Source organism: Shinella daejeonensis (assembly GCF_024281235.1).
Taxonomy (GTDB): Bacteria; Pseudomonadota; Alphaproteobacteria; order Rhizobiales; family Rhizobiaceae; genus Shinella; species Shinella daejeonensis.
Genome location: NZ_JAHWXY010000005.1, coordinates 58,389 through 71,566, shown reverse-complemented (window position 1 = coordinate 71,566; position 13,178 = coordinate 58,389). Strand labels below are relative to the sequence as shown.

At 64.1% G+C, this 13,178-nt stretch carries 13 protein-coding genes; 11 read left to right on the top strand and 2 right to left on the bottom strand.

The window, feature by feature from the left end; all coding sequences use genetic code 11:
• Window positions 1–212: 212 nt before the first annotated feature.
• From KYK29_RS14445 to KYK29_RS14415, 7 genes are all read left to right on the top strand, one after another.
• The gene (locus KYK29_RS14445; protein ID WP_254691609.1) at window positions 213–1,466 is read left to right on the top strand and encodes a sarcosine oxidase subunit beta family protein; all 1,254 of its coding nucleotides are present in this window, start codon (window positions 213–215) and stop codon (window positions 1,464–1,466) included.
• Between the two features lie 47 nt (window positions 1,467–1,513).
• The gene (locus KYK29_RS14440; RefSeq protein ID WP_254691608.1) at window positions 1,514–1,870 is read left to right on the top strand and encodes a sarcosine oxidase subunit delta family protein; all 357 of its coding nucleotides are present in this window, start codon (window positions 1,514–1,516) and stop codon (window positions 1,868–1,870) included.
• On the top strand, window positions 1,867–4,860 hold the full coding sequence (locus KYK29_RS14435; protein WP_254691607.1) for a sarcosine oxidase subunit alpha: 2,994 nt from the start codon (window positions 1,867–1,869) through the stop codon (window positions 4,858–4,860). The genes KYK29_RS14440 and KYK29_RS14435 overlap by 4 nt, the downstream gene beginning before the upstream one ends.
• Window positions 4,853–5,395, top strand: coding sequence for a sarcosine oxidase subunit gamma (locus KYK29_RS14430; RefSeq protein ID WP_254691606.1), 543 nt, complete (start codon window positions 4,853–4,855; stop codon window positions 5,393–5,395). Before KYK29_RS14435 ends, KYK29_RS14430 begins: the two co-directional genes overlap by 8 nt.
• Window positions 5,396–5,539: 144 nt before the next feature.
• Window positions 5,540–6,286: a trehalose-phosphatase gene (gene otsB, locus KYK29_RS14425; RefSeq protein ID WP_254691605.1), complete on the top strand. Its 747-nt coding sequence runs from the start codon at window positions 5,540–5,542 to the stop codon at window positions 6,284–6,286.
• Between the two features lie 240 nt (window positions 6,287–6,526).
• Window positions 6,527–7,939 (top strand): alpha,alpha-trehalose-phosphate synthase (UDP-forming), encoded by a 1,413-nt coding sequence (locus KYK29_RS14420; RefSeq protein WP_254691604.1) that lies wholly within the window; start codon window positions 6,527–6,529, stop codon window positions 7,937–7,939.
• Between the two features lie 109 nt (window positions 7,940–8,048).
• Window positions 8,049–9,041, top strand: a complete 993-nt coding sequence (locus tag KYK29_RS14415) for a TRAP transporter substrate-binding protein (protein ID WP_254691719.1) — start codon at window positions 8,049–8,051, stop codon at window positions 9,039–9,041.
• Window positions 9,042–9,058: 17 nt separating this feature from the next.
• Here KYK29_RS14415 and trhO read toward each other — a convergent pair whose 3' ends face one another.
• Together trhO and KYK29_RS14405 are read right to left on the bottom strand one after the other, a co-directional pair.
• On the bottom strand, window positions 9,059–10,000 hold the full coding sequence (trhO, locus tag KYK29_RS14410; RefSeq protein ID WP_254691718.1) for an oxygen-dependent tRNA uridine(34) hydroxylase TrhO: 942 nt from the start codon (window positions 9,998–10,000) through the stop codon (window positions 9,059–9,061).
• Between the two features lie 54 nt (window positions 10,001–10,054).
• A complete protein-coding gene (locus KYK29_RS14405) occupies window positions 10,055–10,540 on the bottom strand; it encodes a CYTH domain-containing protein (RefSeq protein WP_254691603.1) in 486 nt (161 codons plus the stop codon).
• A gap of 151 nt (window positions 10,541–10,691) precedes the next feature.
• On the opposite strand from KYK29_RS14405, the gene KYK29_RS14400 reads away from it, so the two are divergent.
• The 4 genes from KYK29_RS14400 (at window position 10,692) to KYK29_RS14385 (ending at window position 13,177) form a co-directional block, all read left to right on the top strand.
• Window positions 10,692–11,330, top strand: coding sequence for a 2-dehydro-3-deoxy-phosphogluconate aldolase (locus KYK29_RS14400; RefSeq protein WP_254691602.1), 639 nt, complete (start codon window positions 10,692–10,694; stop codon window positions 11,328–11,330).
• Between the two features lie 117 nt (window positions 11,331–11,447).
• Entirely contained in the window at window positions 11,448–12,140 is a 693-nt protein-coding gene (locus KYK29_RS14395; protein ID WP_254691601.1) for a tellurite resistance TerB family protein, read from the top strand.
• A gap of 108 nt (window positions 12,141–12,248) precedes the next feature.
• Window positions 12,249–12,941: a GNAT family N-acetyltransferase gene (locus KYK29_RS14390; protein ID WP_254691600.1), complete on the top strand. Its 693-nt coding sequence runs from the start codon at window positions 12,249–12,251 to the stop codon at window positions 12,939–12,941.
• Window positions 12,938–13,177 (top strand): hypothetical protein, encoded by a 240-nt coding sequence (locus KYK29_RS14385; protein ID WP_254691599.1) that lies wholly within the window; start codon window positions 12,938–12,940, stop codon window positions 13,175–13,177. The genes KYK29_RS14390 and KYK29_RS14385 overlap by 4 nt, the downstream gene beginning before the upstream one ends.
• Window position 13,178: the final 1 nt, after the last annotated feature.

The window sequence follows — 13,178 nt, the reverse complement described above, 5'->3', positions numbered from 1 at the left end:
ACCATGTCGAGTCCAGCGTTTCTCGCGCCGATCCGGCGGATATTTTCCGGTCGCCGTTCCTTTCACGGAACCTTGCCGCCGGGGCATGTCGCATGTGTTACAAGGGGAGACTGAATGCGTCGCATTGGTTATGGCGCGGCAATGTAGGATTTGCTTTCTATCGCCCATGGAAACCAGCCGGCCGCGGGCCGGCGAGACCTTAAGGACAAGGGATGCGCAAATATTCGATTTTCGCCGTCGCACGCGAGGCGATGCGCGGCCATAAGGGATGGGAGGCGCAATGGACCTCTCCCGAACCCCGCAAGGAATACGATGTCATCATCGTCGGCGGCGGCGGGCACGGCCTGGGCGCGGCCTATTATCTCGCCAAGGAACACGGGATCACCAATGTCGCGGTGATCGAGAAGGGCTGGCTCGGCGGCGGCAATACCGGCCGCAACACGACCATCATCCGCTCGAACTATCTCTATGACGAGAGCATGAACATCTACGAGCACTCGCTGAAGCTCTGGGAAGGGCTGTCGCAGGATCTCAACTACAATGTCATGTATTCGCCGCGCGGCGTGATGATGCTTTCGCACAATATCAACGACAAGCAGTCCTTCCAGCGGCACATTCACGCCAACCGCCTGCACGGCATCGACAACGAATGGCTGACGCCCGAGCAGGCCAAGGCCTATTGCCCGCCGCTCGATATCGCGGCGACCGCCCGTTATCCGATCAACGGTGCGACGTTGCAGCGACGCGGCGGCACGGCGCGGCACGACGCGGTGGCCTGGGGCTATGCCCGCGCGGCCTCCGACCGTGGCGTTCATGTCATCCAGAACTGCGAGGTCAAGGGCATCCGCCGCGGGCCGGACGGCTCGGTTTCCGGCGTCGAGACGACCAAGGGCTTCATCGGCGCGAAGAAGATCGCCGTCTCCGCCTCCGGCCACAACTCGGTCATCATGGCGATGGCGGACGTACGGATGCCGCTGCATTCCACGCCGCTTCAGGCGCTCGTCTCCGAACCGATGAAGCCGATCTTCCCCTGCGTGGTCATGTCCAATTCGGTGCATGCCTATATCTCGCAGTCGGACAAGGGCGAGCTGGTCATCGGTGCGGGCACCGACCAGTACAACTCCTATTCGCAAAACGGCGGCTTGCAGATCGTCACCCATACGCTCGACGCCATCTGCGAGCTTTTCCCGATGTTCCGCAGGGTGAAGATGATGCGGCAATGGGGCGGCATCACGGACAATACCCCGGATCGCTCGGCGATCCAGGGCGTGACGCCGGTGAAGAATCTCTTCGTCAACTGCGGCTGGGGCACCGGCGGTTTCAAGGCGACGCCGGGATCGGCGCATCTTCTCGCCCATCTGATCGCCAAGGGCGAACCGCACAGGCTGGCGGCAGGGCTGACGCTCGACCGTTTCCGCACCGGTCGCCTGATCGACGAGGCCGCCGCTGCGGCGGTGGCGCACTAACCCGTTCATTCCCGCCGCCGGCAGCCGGGCGGGACAGGAGAGATCCGATGCTTCTCATCTATTGCCCCTATTGCGAGGAAGACCGCTCCGAACTGGAGTTCCGCCACGGCGGCGATGCGCATATCGTCCGCCCCACCAATATGGCGGATATCAGCGACGAGGAATTCGAGGAATTCTTCTTCCTGCGCGACAACCCGAAGGGCGTGATTTACGAACGCTGGCGCCATATCCATGGTTGCGGCCGCTTCTTCAACGCCGCTCGCGACACCGTGAGCGACCGGTTCCTCGCGAGCTACAAGACCGGCGAACCGAAACCGGCGCTATCCGGCGCGAGCCCCGCCAGCGCGCAGTTGGCCGAACCGCCAGCCCAGATCGATGAAACCACGGAAGGAACCGCGAAATGAGCGGCGCCAATCGCATTGCCGGTCAGGGTCGCCTGACACCCGCCAGAACGGCGCGCTTTACCTTCGACGGAAGGAGCTATGAAGCTCTGGAAGGCGATACCGTCGCTTCCGCGCTCATCGCCAACGGCGTGCATCTCGTCGGACGGTCGTTCAAATACCACCGTCCGCGCGGCATTCTTTCCGCCGGTGCGGAAGAGCCGAACGCCCTGATCGATGTCGCCCGCGACAAGGCCCGCCGGCAGCCGAACGTGCGCGCCACCGTGCAGGAAGTTTTCGACGGCATGATCGTCTCCTCGCAGAACCGCTGGCCGTCGCTGGCTTTCGACGTGGGTGGCGTCAACAATCTTCTCTCGCCCCTTTTCGCCGCCGGCTTTTATTACAAGACCTTCATGTGGCCGAAGGCCGCCTGGGACAAGCTCTATGAGCCCGTCATCCGCCATGCGGCCGGTCTCGGGGTCGCGCCGACGGAAGCCGATCCCGATCGTTACGCCGGCCGTTTCGCCTTTTGCGACGTGCTGGTGGTGGGGGCGGGGGTCGCCGGCCTTTCCGCGGCTCTTGCCGCCGCCGGAACGGGTGCGCGCGTCATCCTCTGCGACGAGCAACCCGAAGCGGGCGGCGCGCTGCATTTCGACGGTTCCGTCACCATCGACGGTCAGCCGGGCTACGAATGGGCCCAGGCCACGACGGCGCGGCTTGCCGCCATGGAGAATGTCACCGTTCTTTCCCGCACGACGGCGTTTGGCTATTATAACCACAATTTCGTCGGCCTCGTCGAACGGGTGACCGATCACCTTGCGCGGCCGGAGAGGAAGCTGCCGCGCGAACGGCTGTGGCAGGTGCGCGCCAGGCGCGTTATTCTGGCGACCGGCTCCATCGAGCGCCACATGGTCTTCGCCAACAACGACCGGCCCGGCATCATGCTCGCCTCCGCCGCGCGCACCTATCTCAACCATTTCGGGGTGGCTGTCGGCCGCAGGATCGGTGTCTATACGGCAAGCGATTCGGCCTATGAGGCGGCCTTCGATCTCAAGCGGGCGGGCGTCGCCATCGCGGCTATCGTCGACAACCGGGAAAAGCCGGGCGAGGCGGTTGTGGCGGAAGCCCGCAAGCTCGGCATCGAGGTGCTGGCGGGCCATTCGGTCGTCGACACCAAGGGCCACCGTCGCGTTTCCTCCATGAAGGTTGCCCGCAACGGCGGCGGTTCGGGACGCTCCATCGCGATCGACGCCCTGTTGATGTCGGCCGGCTGGACGCCGTCCGTCCACCTGTTTTCGCAATCCCGCGGCAAGGTGGCCTATGATGCGGAAAGCGGCCGCTTCCTGCCGGGCGCCTATGCGCAGGATTGCCTTTCCGTCGGCTCGTGCAACGGCACCGACGCCTTGCAGGCGAGCATCGAGGAAGGCCTTGCAGCCGGCGAACTGATGGCGCGGGCCACCGGTTACGACGGCGGCGACAAGGTCGAGCTTCGCGGCGAGAACGCCTTCGAATGGACCGGCGGCATGGCCGGTGCGGGCGAAGGTGCAGGGGCCGACACAACGGTCAAGGCATTCGTCGATTTCCAGAACGACGTCTGCGCCAAGGACATCCGCCTTGCCGTGCGCGAGGGCATGCATTCGATCGAGCATATCAAGCGTTTCACCACCAACGGCATGGCGACCGACCAGGGCAAATTGTCCAACATCCACGGCCTTGCCATCGCCTCGGAGGTGCTGAACCGGGAAATCCCGAAGATCGGACTCACCACGTTCCGTTCGCCCTATACGCCGGTGACCTTCGGTACGCTGATCAGCCATTCGCGCGGCGATCTCTTCGACCCGGCGCGCAAGACGCCGATGCATGAGTGGGAAGTGGCGCAGGGTGCGCTCTTCGAGGACGTCGGCAACTGGAAGCGCGCCTGGTATTATCCCCGGTCCGGCGAGACCATGCAGGATGCGGTCAACCGCGAATGCCGCACCGTGCGCAATGCCGCAGGCGTCTTCGACGCCTCGACGCTCGGCAAGATCGAGGTGGTCGGTCCGGATGCGGCCGAATTCCTCAATCTCATGTATACGAACGCCTGGGATACGCTGAAGCCCGGCCGTTGCCGCTATGGCATCATGCTGCGCGAGGACGGCTACGTCTATGACGACGGCGTCGTCGGCCGCATCGCCGAGGACCGCTTCCATGTGACCACGACGACCGGCGGCGCGCCGCGTGTCATGAACCATATGGAAGACTATCTCCAGACGGAATTCCCGCATCTGCGGGTCTGGCTGACATCGACCACCGAGCAATGGGCGGTCATCGCCGTTCAGGGGCCGAAGGCGCGCGAGATCATCGAGCCGCTCGTCGAGGGGATCGACATTTCGAACGAAGCGTTTCCGCATATGAGCGTGCGGGAGGGGACGGTCTGCGGGGTGCCCGCCCGGCTGTTCCGCATGTCGTTCACCGGCGAGCTTGGGTATGAGATCAACGTACCGGCCGATTACGGACAGGCGGTCTGGGAAGCCGTCTGGGCGCGGGCCGAGCCGCTCGGCGCTTGCGCCTATGGCACCGAGACCATGCATGTGCTGCGTGCGGAAAAGGGCTATATCATCGTCGGGCAGGACACCGACGGTACGGTCACCCCCTATGATGCCGGCCTGGCCTGGGCGGTCTCGAAGAAGAAGGCGGATTTCGTGGGCATTCGCGGCCTGAAGCGCCCGGATCTCGTGAAAGAAGGGCGCAAGCAGCTCGTCGGCCTGGTGACGAAGGATCCGGGCGTGGTGCTGGAGGAAGGCACTCAGATCGTCGCCGATCCGAACGAGCCGAAACCCATGACGATGCTCGGGCATGTGACCTCGTCCTACTGGTCGGAAAACTGCGGCCGCTCCATCGCCATGGCGCTTATCGCCGGTGGACAGGCGCGCATGGGCCAGACGCTATATGCGCCGACCGCCGACCGGACCATCGCGGTGGAGGTCAGCGACATGGTGTTCATCGACAAGAATGGAGAGCGCCTCAATGGCTGATCAGACCCTTCGCCGCCCGCCGCTTGCCGGCCGTCAGGGCGGATCCGCCGCCGCCCGCATTTCCATGGCGGCTCCTGCAACGCGGCTTTCGCTTCGTGCGGGAGCGGACGCCGTTCCGGCGCTTTCGGCCGCTTTCGGTCTGGATTTGCCGGTCCGGCCGAAGGGTGCCGCATCCGCCGGTGGTCGCCACGGGCTCTGGATCGGTCCGGATGAATGGCTGCTGATCGATGAAACGGGCGCAGACCTCATGGCGCTGGCCGCTGCTGTCCCGGCCATGCATTCGGCGGTCGATGTTTCTCACCGCAACGTGGCGATCCTCGTTTCGGGGCCAGGAGCTGCGACGGCGATTGCCGTCGGCTGCCCGCTCGACCTGACCCGTTTGCCGGCAGGCGCCGCGGCGCGCACCGTTCTCGGCAAGGCGGAAGTCGTACTCTTCCGGACCGGGGAGGATGATTATCGCGTGGAATGCTGGCGGAGCTTTGCTCCCTATGCCTTCGACCTTCTGGTGGAGGGCGCAGACGACGCCGATCTCTGATCGGCGCGGCTGCTCGCCATTGTCATGACGGTTTCGGCGGGGACGAATACAGCCCCGCCGAAGTCTTTTTAGGGGCGGCTATCGGCGCGAGGGAACTTCAGGGCGTGGTGAGCGTTTCGGAGGTACAGACTGCGGAGCGTGTCCTTGCCTTCACCCGACTTTTCCTCTCTCGATCATCCCGTTCCGAACGATACTGCTTTCTTCCTCGATTTCGACGGCACGCTGGCGCCCATCGTCTCCAATCCCGAGGAGGCGGCCGTTCCGTCCCGGACGCTCCTGCTTCTGGAAAAGCTGCAACAGGCCTCCGGGGGCGCTCTCGCCATAATCTCCGGGCGCAGCATTGCCCAGCTCGATCATCTGCTGACGCCGTTGCGCTTTCCCGTTGCCGGCGTGCATGGGCTTGAACACCGCGACATTCACGGAGAGATCCGCCGCGTGGCTATCGACACCGAAGCCGAACAGCGGCTCGGCGCAGCCGTGAGCGCGTTCGCCGGCAAGACGCCCGGCCTGCTGGCCGAGGTCAAGCCGGGATCGGTGGCCTTGCACTATCGCGGCCGACCGGAGATGGAAGAGGATTGCCTGCGGTTCGCAAAGGCGCTTGCCCGCGAGGACAACCGTATCCATCTCGTCTGCGGCAAGAAGGTGGTCGAGATGAAGCTCAGCGACCGCGACAAGGCGTCCGCGCTTGCCGCGTTCATGGCCGAGCCGCCTTTTCGGGGCCGCCGGCCGTTTTTCGCCGGCGATGATGTCACCGACGAGAACGGCTTCGACTTCGTCAACGCGCAAGGGGGGCTGTCGCTCAAGATCGGCGCCGGCGAGACGCGGGCGCGCCACCGTCTTGCCGATCCCGCCGCCCTTGCCGTCTGGCTGGAAAGACTGCTCGCGAAGTGAGGGGGGAGCCTTCGGGTCGCCGCGCCATGATACATGCCGGTCGATAAACTCCTGCGTGGTGGAACAAACGCCGCGCGGGAGCGTTCGGCCTTGTTGATGGAAATTCTGAAAAGAGGAAAACACTCCGCTCATGAAAAAGAATGCGGTCTGCGCAATGTCCCCGGCAGCGGAACAGTTCGAAGGGACGCCGATTGATCGGGCTTTCTATCCGGTTGGCCCGTTCGGGGGAGGGATGTCCGCATGAACCGGCTTGTCATCGTTTCCAATCGGGTCGCCGATCTGCGCGCCACGACGCAGACGGGCGGCCTTGCCGTCGGACTGGCGGACGCCCTGAAGGAACGGGGCGGCGTCTGGTTCGGCTGGAACGGCGAGCCCGACGGCGTGACGGGCGGTGAGCCTCAGGTCGAAATGATCGACAAGGTGAAGCGCGTCGCCGCGCCGCTTTCGCCGGAGGATGTGGCCGATTACTATTTCGGCTACGCCAACAGCGTGCTGTGGCCGCTCTTTCACTACCGGCTCGATCTGGTCGACTATCGGCCGGCGTTCTTCGCAAGCTACAGTCACGTCAACGAGGCGTTCGCGCGCCAGCTGTTGCCGTTTCTGGAAGACGACGATCTGATCTGGGTCCACGACTATCATCTCATCCCGCTCGCCGGCTACCTGCGCAAACTCGGATGCCGCCAGCGGATCGGCTTCTTCCTCCATATTCCGTTTCCGCCGCCCGATCTTCTTGCGGCCTCGCCCAATCACGAGGAACTGGTGGAGGCCCTTCTCGACTACGACGTGGTCGGCTTCCAGAGCCATACCGATGCCGCGAACCTGAAGCTCTATCTGGCCGAGCATAATCCGGTCGATCAGGTCGACGAGACCCGCTTCCGGTTCAAAGGGCGGACGGTGCTGATCGACCGCTTTCCGATCGGTATCGACGCGGCGGGTTTCGCGGCCATGGCGCGCGAGGCCGACGAGGATGTGGAGATCGATCTTATCCGTCAGCGCGTGCTGGGCCGTCGTCAGGTGATCGGGGTGGACAGGCTGGACTATTCCAAGGGGCTGCCCGAGCGTTTCAAGGCCTTCGGACAGCTTCTCGAACAGCATCCGGAAATGGAAAAGGCGGTCAGCTTTCTGCAAATTGCGCCACCCACCCGCGAGGAAGTCGACGCCTATTCGGATATCCGAACCGAACTGGAGACCCTGTCGGGATCGATCAACGGCCGTTTTGCCGATTTCAACTGGACGCCGATCCGCTACATCCACCGCTCGGTGTCCCGGCGCAAGCTCGCGCCGCTTTTCCGCGGCAGCCATGTCGGCTTCATCACGCCGCTGCGGGACGGCATGAATCTCGTGGCCAAGGAATATGTCGCGGCTCAGGATCCCGAAGATCCGGGCGTGCTGGTGCTGTCGAAATTTGCCGGCGCGGCGGAGGAGATGCAGGATGCGCTGATCGTCAACCCTTACGATACGGACGACATGGCGCGGCAGCTTCATATCGCGCTCACCATGCCGCTGGAGGAGCGCCGCCGCCGCCACGCCACGCTTTTCGAACATGTCGTCCGGCAGGACGCCAGGGCCTGGCTCGAGAGCTTCCTTGCCGCCCTGAATGGCAGCTCTGCAAAGCCGGTGGCCGCCGAGCGACCCTATCGCCCCACGGGCTGAAAAGTGTCACGCAAGCAAGAGCCTCGCGGCGGCAATATCCGTCCCGCTCTGGCAATCCCCCTCCTTATGCTGTAGCCAGCAACCGCTGTGGAGGAGGGATTTGATGAGAATGAATGGAAATCGCCGCTCGGTCCTGAAGGCAATGGGCTCGGCCGCCGCCGTGCTGTCGGCACCGGCGTTTCTCCGTCCGGCGCATGCGCGCGTGCGAACGCTCACCGTCGCGTCGCTTCTGGGCGATGACAAGCCGGAAACCAGGATCTGGCTGAAGATCGGCGCTCTTGTCGAGGAAAGACTACCCGGACGCTTCCGCTTCAATATCGTTCGCAACGGAGCGCTCGGCGGAGAAAAGGAAGTCGCGGAAGGGGTTCGCCTCGGATCGATCCAGGCAAGCCTGGCGACGGTGTCCTCGCTTTCCGGCTGGGTGCCGGAATTGCAGATCCTCGATCTGCCTTTCCTGTTTCGCGACGCCGGCCACGTCCGCAAGACGGTCGAGGGAACCATCGGCGAGGAACTGACCGCGAAGCTTGCCGCCGAGCAGTTCGTCACCGGCGGTTTCATCAATTACGGCGCACGCCATCTTCTCACCAAGGAGCCGGTTTCCCGCCCCGAACAGCTTCAGGGCAAGAAGATCCGCGTTATCCAGAGCCCCCTTCACACCCGCCTGTGGGGGGCCTTCGGCAGCACGCCCGTCGGCATCCCCATCACCGAGACCTACAATGCGTTGTCGACCGGCGTCGCGGACGCGATGGACCTGACGAAATCGGCCTACGCCGGCTTCAGGCTCTACGAGGTCGTGCCCTTCATGACGGAGACGAACCACATCTGGGCCTCCGGCGTCGTCTATTATGCTGCCGGTTTCTGGAATGGGCTCGATGAGGAGGAAAAGGCGGTTTTCCGGCAGGCTTCCGCGGAAGGGGCAACCTATTTCAATCAGCTGATCGTCGAGGACGAGGCGGCGTCGGTCGCTCTGGCGCTTGAAAACGGCGGTGAACTTCTGAAGCCGGAGGCTTACGAGGAATGGCAGGCCGGCGCGCAGGGCGTCTGGGACGAATTCGCGCCAACGGTCGGCGCCGGTCGGATCAAGACCGTCCAGGCGCTCTGAAGGTCTCGTTGCCGCGGCTATTTGCCGAGGTGGCGTTCGCCGCGCCGGCGCGCCAGATCCATCTGCTTTTGCCGGTCGCGAAAACGCTGCCGGTCCTCCTCGCCGCGCTCCCCGTGACAGTGGGGGCAGGAGACGCCGGCTTCGAAAAGCGGTGACGTCACCTCCTCGGCGCTCAGGGGATGGCGGCAGGCGCGGCAAAGCCTGTGCTCGCCTTCCGCAAGACCGTGCACGACCGAGACACGCTCGTCGAAGACGAAGCAGGCGCCTTCCCACAGGCTGTTTTCCGCCGGAATATCCTCAAGATATTTGAGGATGCCGCCCTTCAGGTGATAGACCTCTTCGAACCCCTGTTCCTTCATGAAGGCGGTCGCCTTCTCGCAACGAATGCCGCCGGTGCAATACATGGCGATCTTCGGCTTGTTGTGGAGGCCCGCGTTCTGGCGGACCCAGTCGGGGAACTCGCGAAACGTTTTCGTCTTCGGATCGAGAGCGCCCCGGAACATGCCGATGGCCGTTTCGTAGTCGTTGCGCGTGTCGATGACGATCGTATCGGGATCGGAAATGAGGGCGTTCCAGTCGTCCGGCGCGACATAGGTGCCGACAGAACGGGTGGGATCGATATCCTCGACGCCCATCGTGACGATTTCCTTCTTGAGACGCACCTTCATGCGCAGGAAGGGCATTTCGTTCGCCCGGCTTTCCTTGTGCTCGAGATCCGCGAATTCCGGTTGCGCGCGCAGGAAGGCGAGAACGGCGCGGACGCCCGTCTGCGGGCCGGCGATCGTGCCGTTGATGCCTTCCCGGGCGAGAAGCAGCGTGCCGCGCACGCCGTTTTCCTCGCAAAGCGCCTGCAACGGTGCGCGCAGCGCGGCGAAATGCGGCATCGCGACGAAATGGTAGAGCGCGGCGACCAGAAAGGTCCCGTCGTTGGCCGGGTCGGAAGAGATGTCGTTCGTCATCATCGCCACATACAATTTCGGGGCGCGCGAGGCAATCGGCTTGTCCGGGACGCTTCAGGTGAGGCGAAACAGGCGCGCTCCGTCGCTGAAGCCGAGCGCCAGTGCCTGATTGGAATACCGGTTGTCTCCGGTCACTTCCCGGCCCACCCAGTCCGGCAGGACCGGCTTGTCATGGATCGAGGCCAGTTCCACTTCCGCGATCACTAGGCCGCGATGGACGCCATCGTAGACGTCGACTTCCCAAAGATGCCCTTCATGGGAAATCCTGTAGCGAACTTTTTCGATCACCGTTCCAACGGCGTGACGGACCATATCCTCCGCCTCGCCGCGGTCGATCTCGAATTCGTATTCGTCGCGAACAAGGGCGGCATTGCCGACCTTGAGCGTGAGATGGGCGCGGCCGTCGCCATAAAGACGCACGCGCAAGGATCGATCGTCCTGGGCGATGACATAGGCCTGCCGGATGGTGATGCCCTGATCGGACAAGGCCCGCCAACGCGGCCCGGATAGGAGAAACTTCCGTTCGATCTCTTTCGCCATGGGGCCGTTTTCTCTTTCGGGAAAGGCTCGGACAGGAAAGACTTGCACGATAAACCCGGCCCGGCAAGATGCGGACGGATGCTTTTGGCTCGACACATCATCGTGGAAGCTGTATTCCATGGGGAAATTCAATCGGTTTAAGGCTGGTATCATGAGCGAGAAAAACGCACGGCTCCTTTCTGTCCTCAAATTGCAGCCGGTCGTTCCGGTGCTGGTCGTTGAAGACGCCGCTTCGGCGGTTCCGCTCGCGCGCGCGCTGGTGGCCGGCGGCCTCAAGGCCATCGAGATCACGCTGCGTACCCCGGCTGCGCTGGAAGCGATCCGCGCCGTGGCGAACGAGGTCGAAGGCGCCGTCGCCGGCGCGGGAACGGTCCTCAACGCCGCGCAGTTCGAGGCGGCAATTGAGGCCGGATCGCAGTTTGTGGTCAGCCCGGGCACGACGCAGGAACTGATCGATGCGGCGGCCGATTCCGAGGTTCCGCTGTTGCCCGGCGCGGCAACGGCAAGCGAGGTGATGGGACTGCGCGAGGAAGGCTACGAGGTGATGAAGTTCTTCCCGGCCGAACAGGCGGGCGGCGCGGCCTATCTGAAATCGCTGTCCTCGCCGCTCGCCGGCACATTGTTCTGCCCGACCGGCGGCATTTCGCTGTCGAATGCGCGGGATTACCTTTCCCTGCCCAACGTCGTCTGTGTCGGCGGCTCCTGGGTCGCGCCGAAAGACCTCGTGGCGAAGGGAGACTGGGCGGCCGTTACCCGGCTCGCCGCGGAGGCTGCGGCGCTGCGCGGCTGACAAACGCATCATCTTTTTGTGAAGGGGCCGTCATCGCGCGGTCCCTTCACGCGTTTGTAATTGTGGTTTTGCCTCCCTATCTTGCTCTCCAGCCAGCCCAAGAAACGGAGACGCCCGATGTTTGACGCGAAGAAGTTGCTCGACCAGTTCCTCGGTTCCAGTATACCGGGTGCGGGCGGAACGGTGCGGGACCGTGCGGGCCAGGTCACCCAACTCGCCAAAGACAACCCTCTCGCGACGATCGCCGTCGCCGGTGCGGTGTTCGGCACCGAGGGCGGTCGCAAGCTTGCCGGTTCGGCGCTGAAGATCGGCGGCCTCGCCGCTATCGCCGGCCTCGGCTATCAGGCGTACAAGAACTATCGGGATGGCCAGAGCCCGGCCGAGACGGCGACGTCAGGCACGCCGGACCTGTTGCCGCCGCCGACTGATTCCGGCTTCCATCCGGAAGCGGTGGATGGTGATTTCGCCCTGGTTCTGGTGCGGGCGATGATTGCGGCCGCGCGCGCCGACGGGCATATCGACGTCGCCGAGCGCGCCCGCATCGTGGACAAGCTGAAGGTTTCCGGCCTCGGTGCGGATGCGACAGCCTTCCTCGAACGGGAGCTTGCCGATCCGGTCGATCTCGATGCGATCGTCGCGGCGGCCACCAGCGATGAACGGCGTGTCGAGGTCTATACCGCGTCGCGGCTGGCTATCGAGCCGAAAAGCCGTGCCGAGCGCGGTTATCTCGACCTTCTTGCCGGGCGTCTCGGGCTGGCGGATGGGCTCGTCGATCATATCGAAGCCACCGTTTCGGCCGCAGCCGCATAGCGCGCCGCCGGCCGGCGGCTGCAAGCGCCTATCGAGCCCGCATGCCGCATTGCGCTTCGTTCCCCGCTGTTCTATGCCTTTGGTCCGATACCGAAGGAAGGAGCCCGCATGCGCGATCTCAAGAACTGGGAAGGATGCCCGCCGCCGGCGCCCGTCGCGCTCGAAGGCCGCTTCGTCCGTCTGGAGCCCTATGATCGCGACAGCCACCTGCGGGCGCTCTGGGACGCTTTCGGCGGCCTGGCGATCAATCCGCTGCTGCTGTATTTCACGCAGGACGATTTTGCGGGAATCGAGGATTTCGACGCCTGGACGCAGAAGATGCTCGCGTCCGGCTGGGTGCGGGAAGTGATCGTCGACAAGGCGAGCGGCGAGGTCATGGGGATGGCGCATTACATGCGGCCGGACCCTGCGAACGGGGTCGTCGAGATCGGGGGGATCGCCCATGGTCCCGGCATGGCGCGCTCGCCGCTGTCCACGGAGGCGCATTATCTGCTTGCCCGGCATGTCTTCGAGGATCTCGGCTATCGCCGCTACGAATGGAAGTGCCACAACGACAACTTGGCGAGCAGGCGGACGGCAGCCCGCCTCGGCTTTACCTTCGAGGGCGTTTTCCGCCAGCACATGCTTTCAAAGGGTGAGAACCGGGATACGGCGTGGTTTTCGATCATCGACGGCGAGTGGCCGTCCGTCCGCGAGGCCTTCGATGCATGGCTGGCGCCGGACAACTTCGATGAGCAGGGCAATCAGAAGCGGCGACTCGAGGATATTCGCGCCGGGACTTCCGGAGCAAGCGAGCCGTGACCCAACGTTCCGACCGCAAGAATTCTTCGGCTGCACTTGCAGCCTTCCTGATCCTTTTCGGTACGGGGATCGCTTTCTATTTCCTGCCGCGGGCGATGAACCTGCTCGGAGCGCTTTCGCCCTGGATCGCCGGCGGCTTCGGGGCCTTGCTGGTGCTTTGCTTCTTCCTGCTGTTCTGGCTGCGGGCACGCTACCAGCGCCGGCGGGAGAACGGAAAAGAGATGGATCGCGGCTGAT

Coding starts and splice junctions, on each gene's coding strand:
- KYK29_RS14445 (WP_254691609.1), top strand. CDS start 213: ATGCGCAAATATTCGATTTTCGCCGTCGCACGCGAGGCGATGCGCGGC.
- KYK29_RS14440 (WP_254691608.1), top strand. CDS start 1,514: ATGCTTCTCATCTATTGCCCCTATTGCGAGGAAGACCGCTCCGAACTG.
- KYK29_RS14435 (WP_254691607.1), top strand. CDS start 1,867: ATGAGCGGCGCCAATCGCATTGCCGGTCAGGGTCGCCTGACACCCGCC.
- KYK29_RS14430 (WP_254691606.1), top strand. CDS start 4,853: ATGGCTGATCAGACCCTTCGCCGCCCGCCGCTTGCCGGCCGTCAGGGC.
- KYK29_RS14420 (WP_254691604.1), top strand. CDS start 6,527: ATGAACCGGCTTGTCATCGTTTCCAATCGGGTCGCCGATCTGCGCGCC.
- KYK29_RS14415 (WP_254691719.1), top strand. CDS start 8,049: ATGAATGGAAATCGCCGCTCGGTCCTGAAGGCAATGGGCTCGGCCGCC.
- trhO (WP_254691718.1), bottom strand. CDS start 10,000: ATGACGAACGACATCTCTTCCGACCCGGCCAACGACGGGACCTTTCTG.
- KYK29_RS14405 (WP_254691603.1), bottom strand. CDS start 10,540: ATGGCGAAAGAGATCGAACGGAAGTTTCTCCTATCCGGGCCGCGTTGG.
- KYK29_RS14400 (WP_254691602.1), top strand. CDS start 10,692: ATGAGCGAGAAAAACGCACGGCTCCTTTCTGTCCTCAAATTGCAGCCG.
- KYK29_RS14395 (WP_254691601.1), top strand. CDS start 11,448: ATGTTTGACGCGAAGAAGTTGCTCGACCAGTTCCTCGGTTCCAGTATA.
- KYK29_RS14390 (WP_254691600.1), top strand. CDS start 12,249: ATGCGCGATCTCAAGAACTGGGAAGGATGCCCGCCGCCGGCGCCCGTC.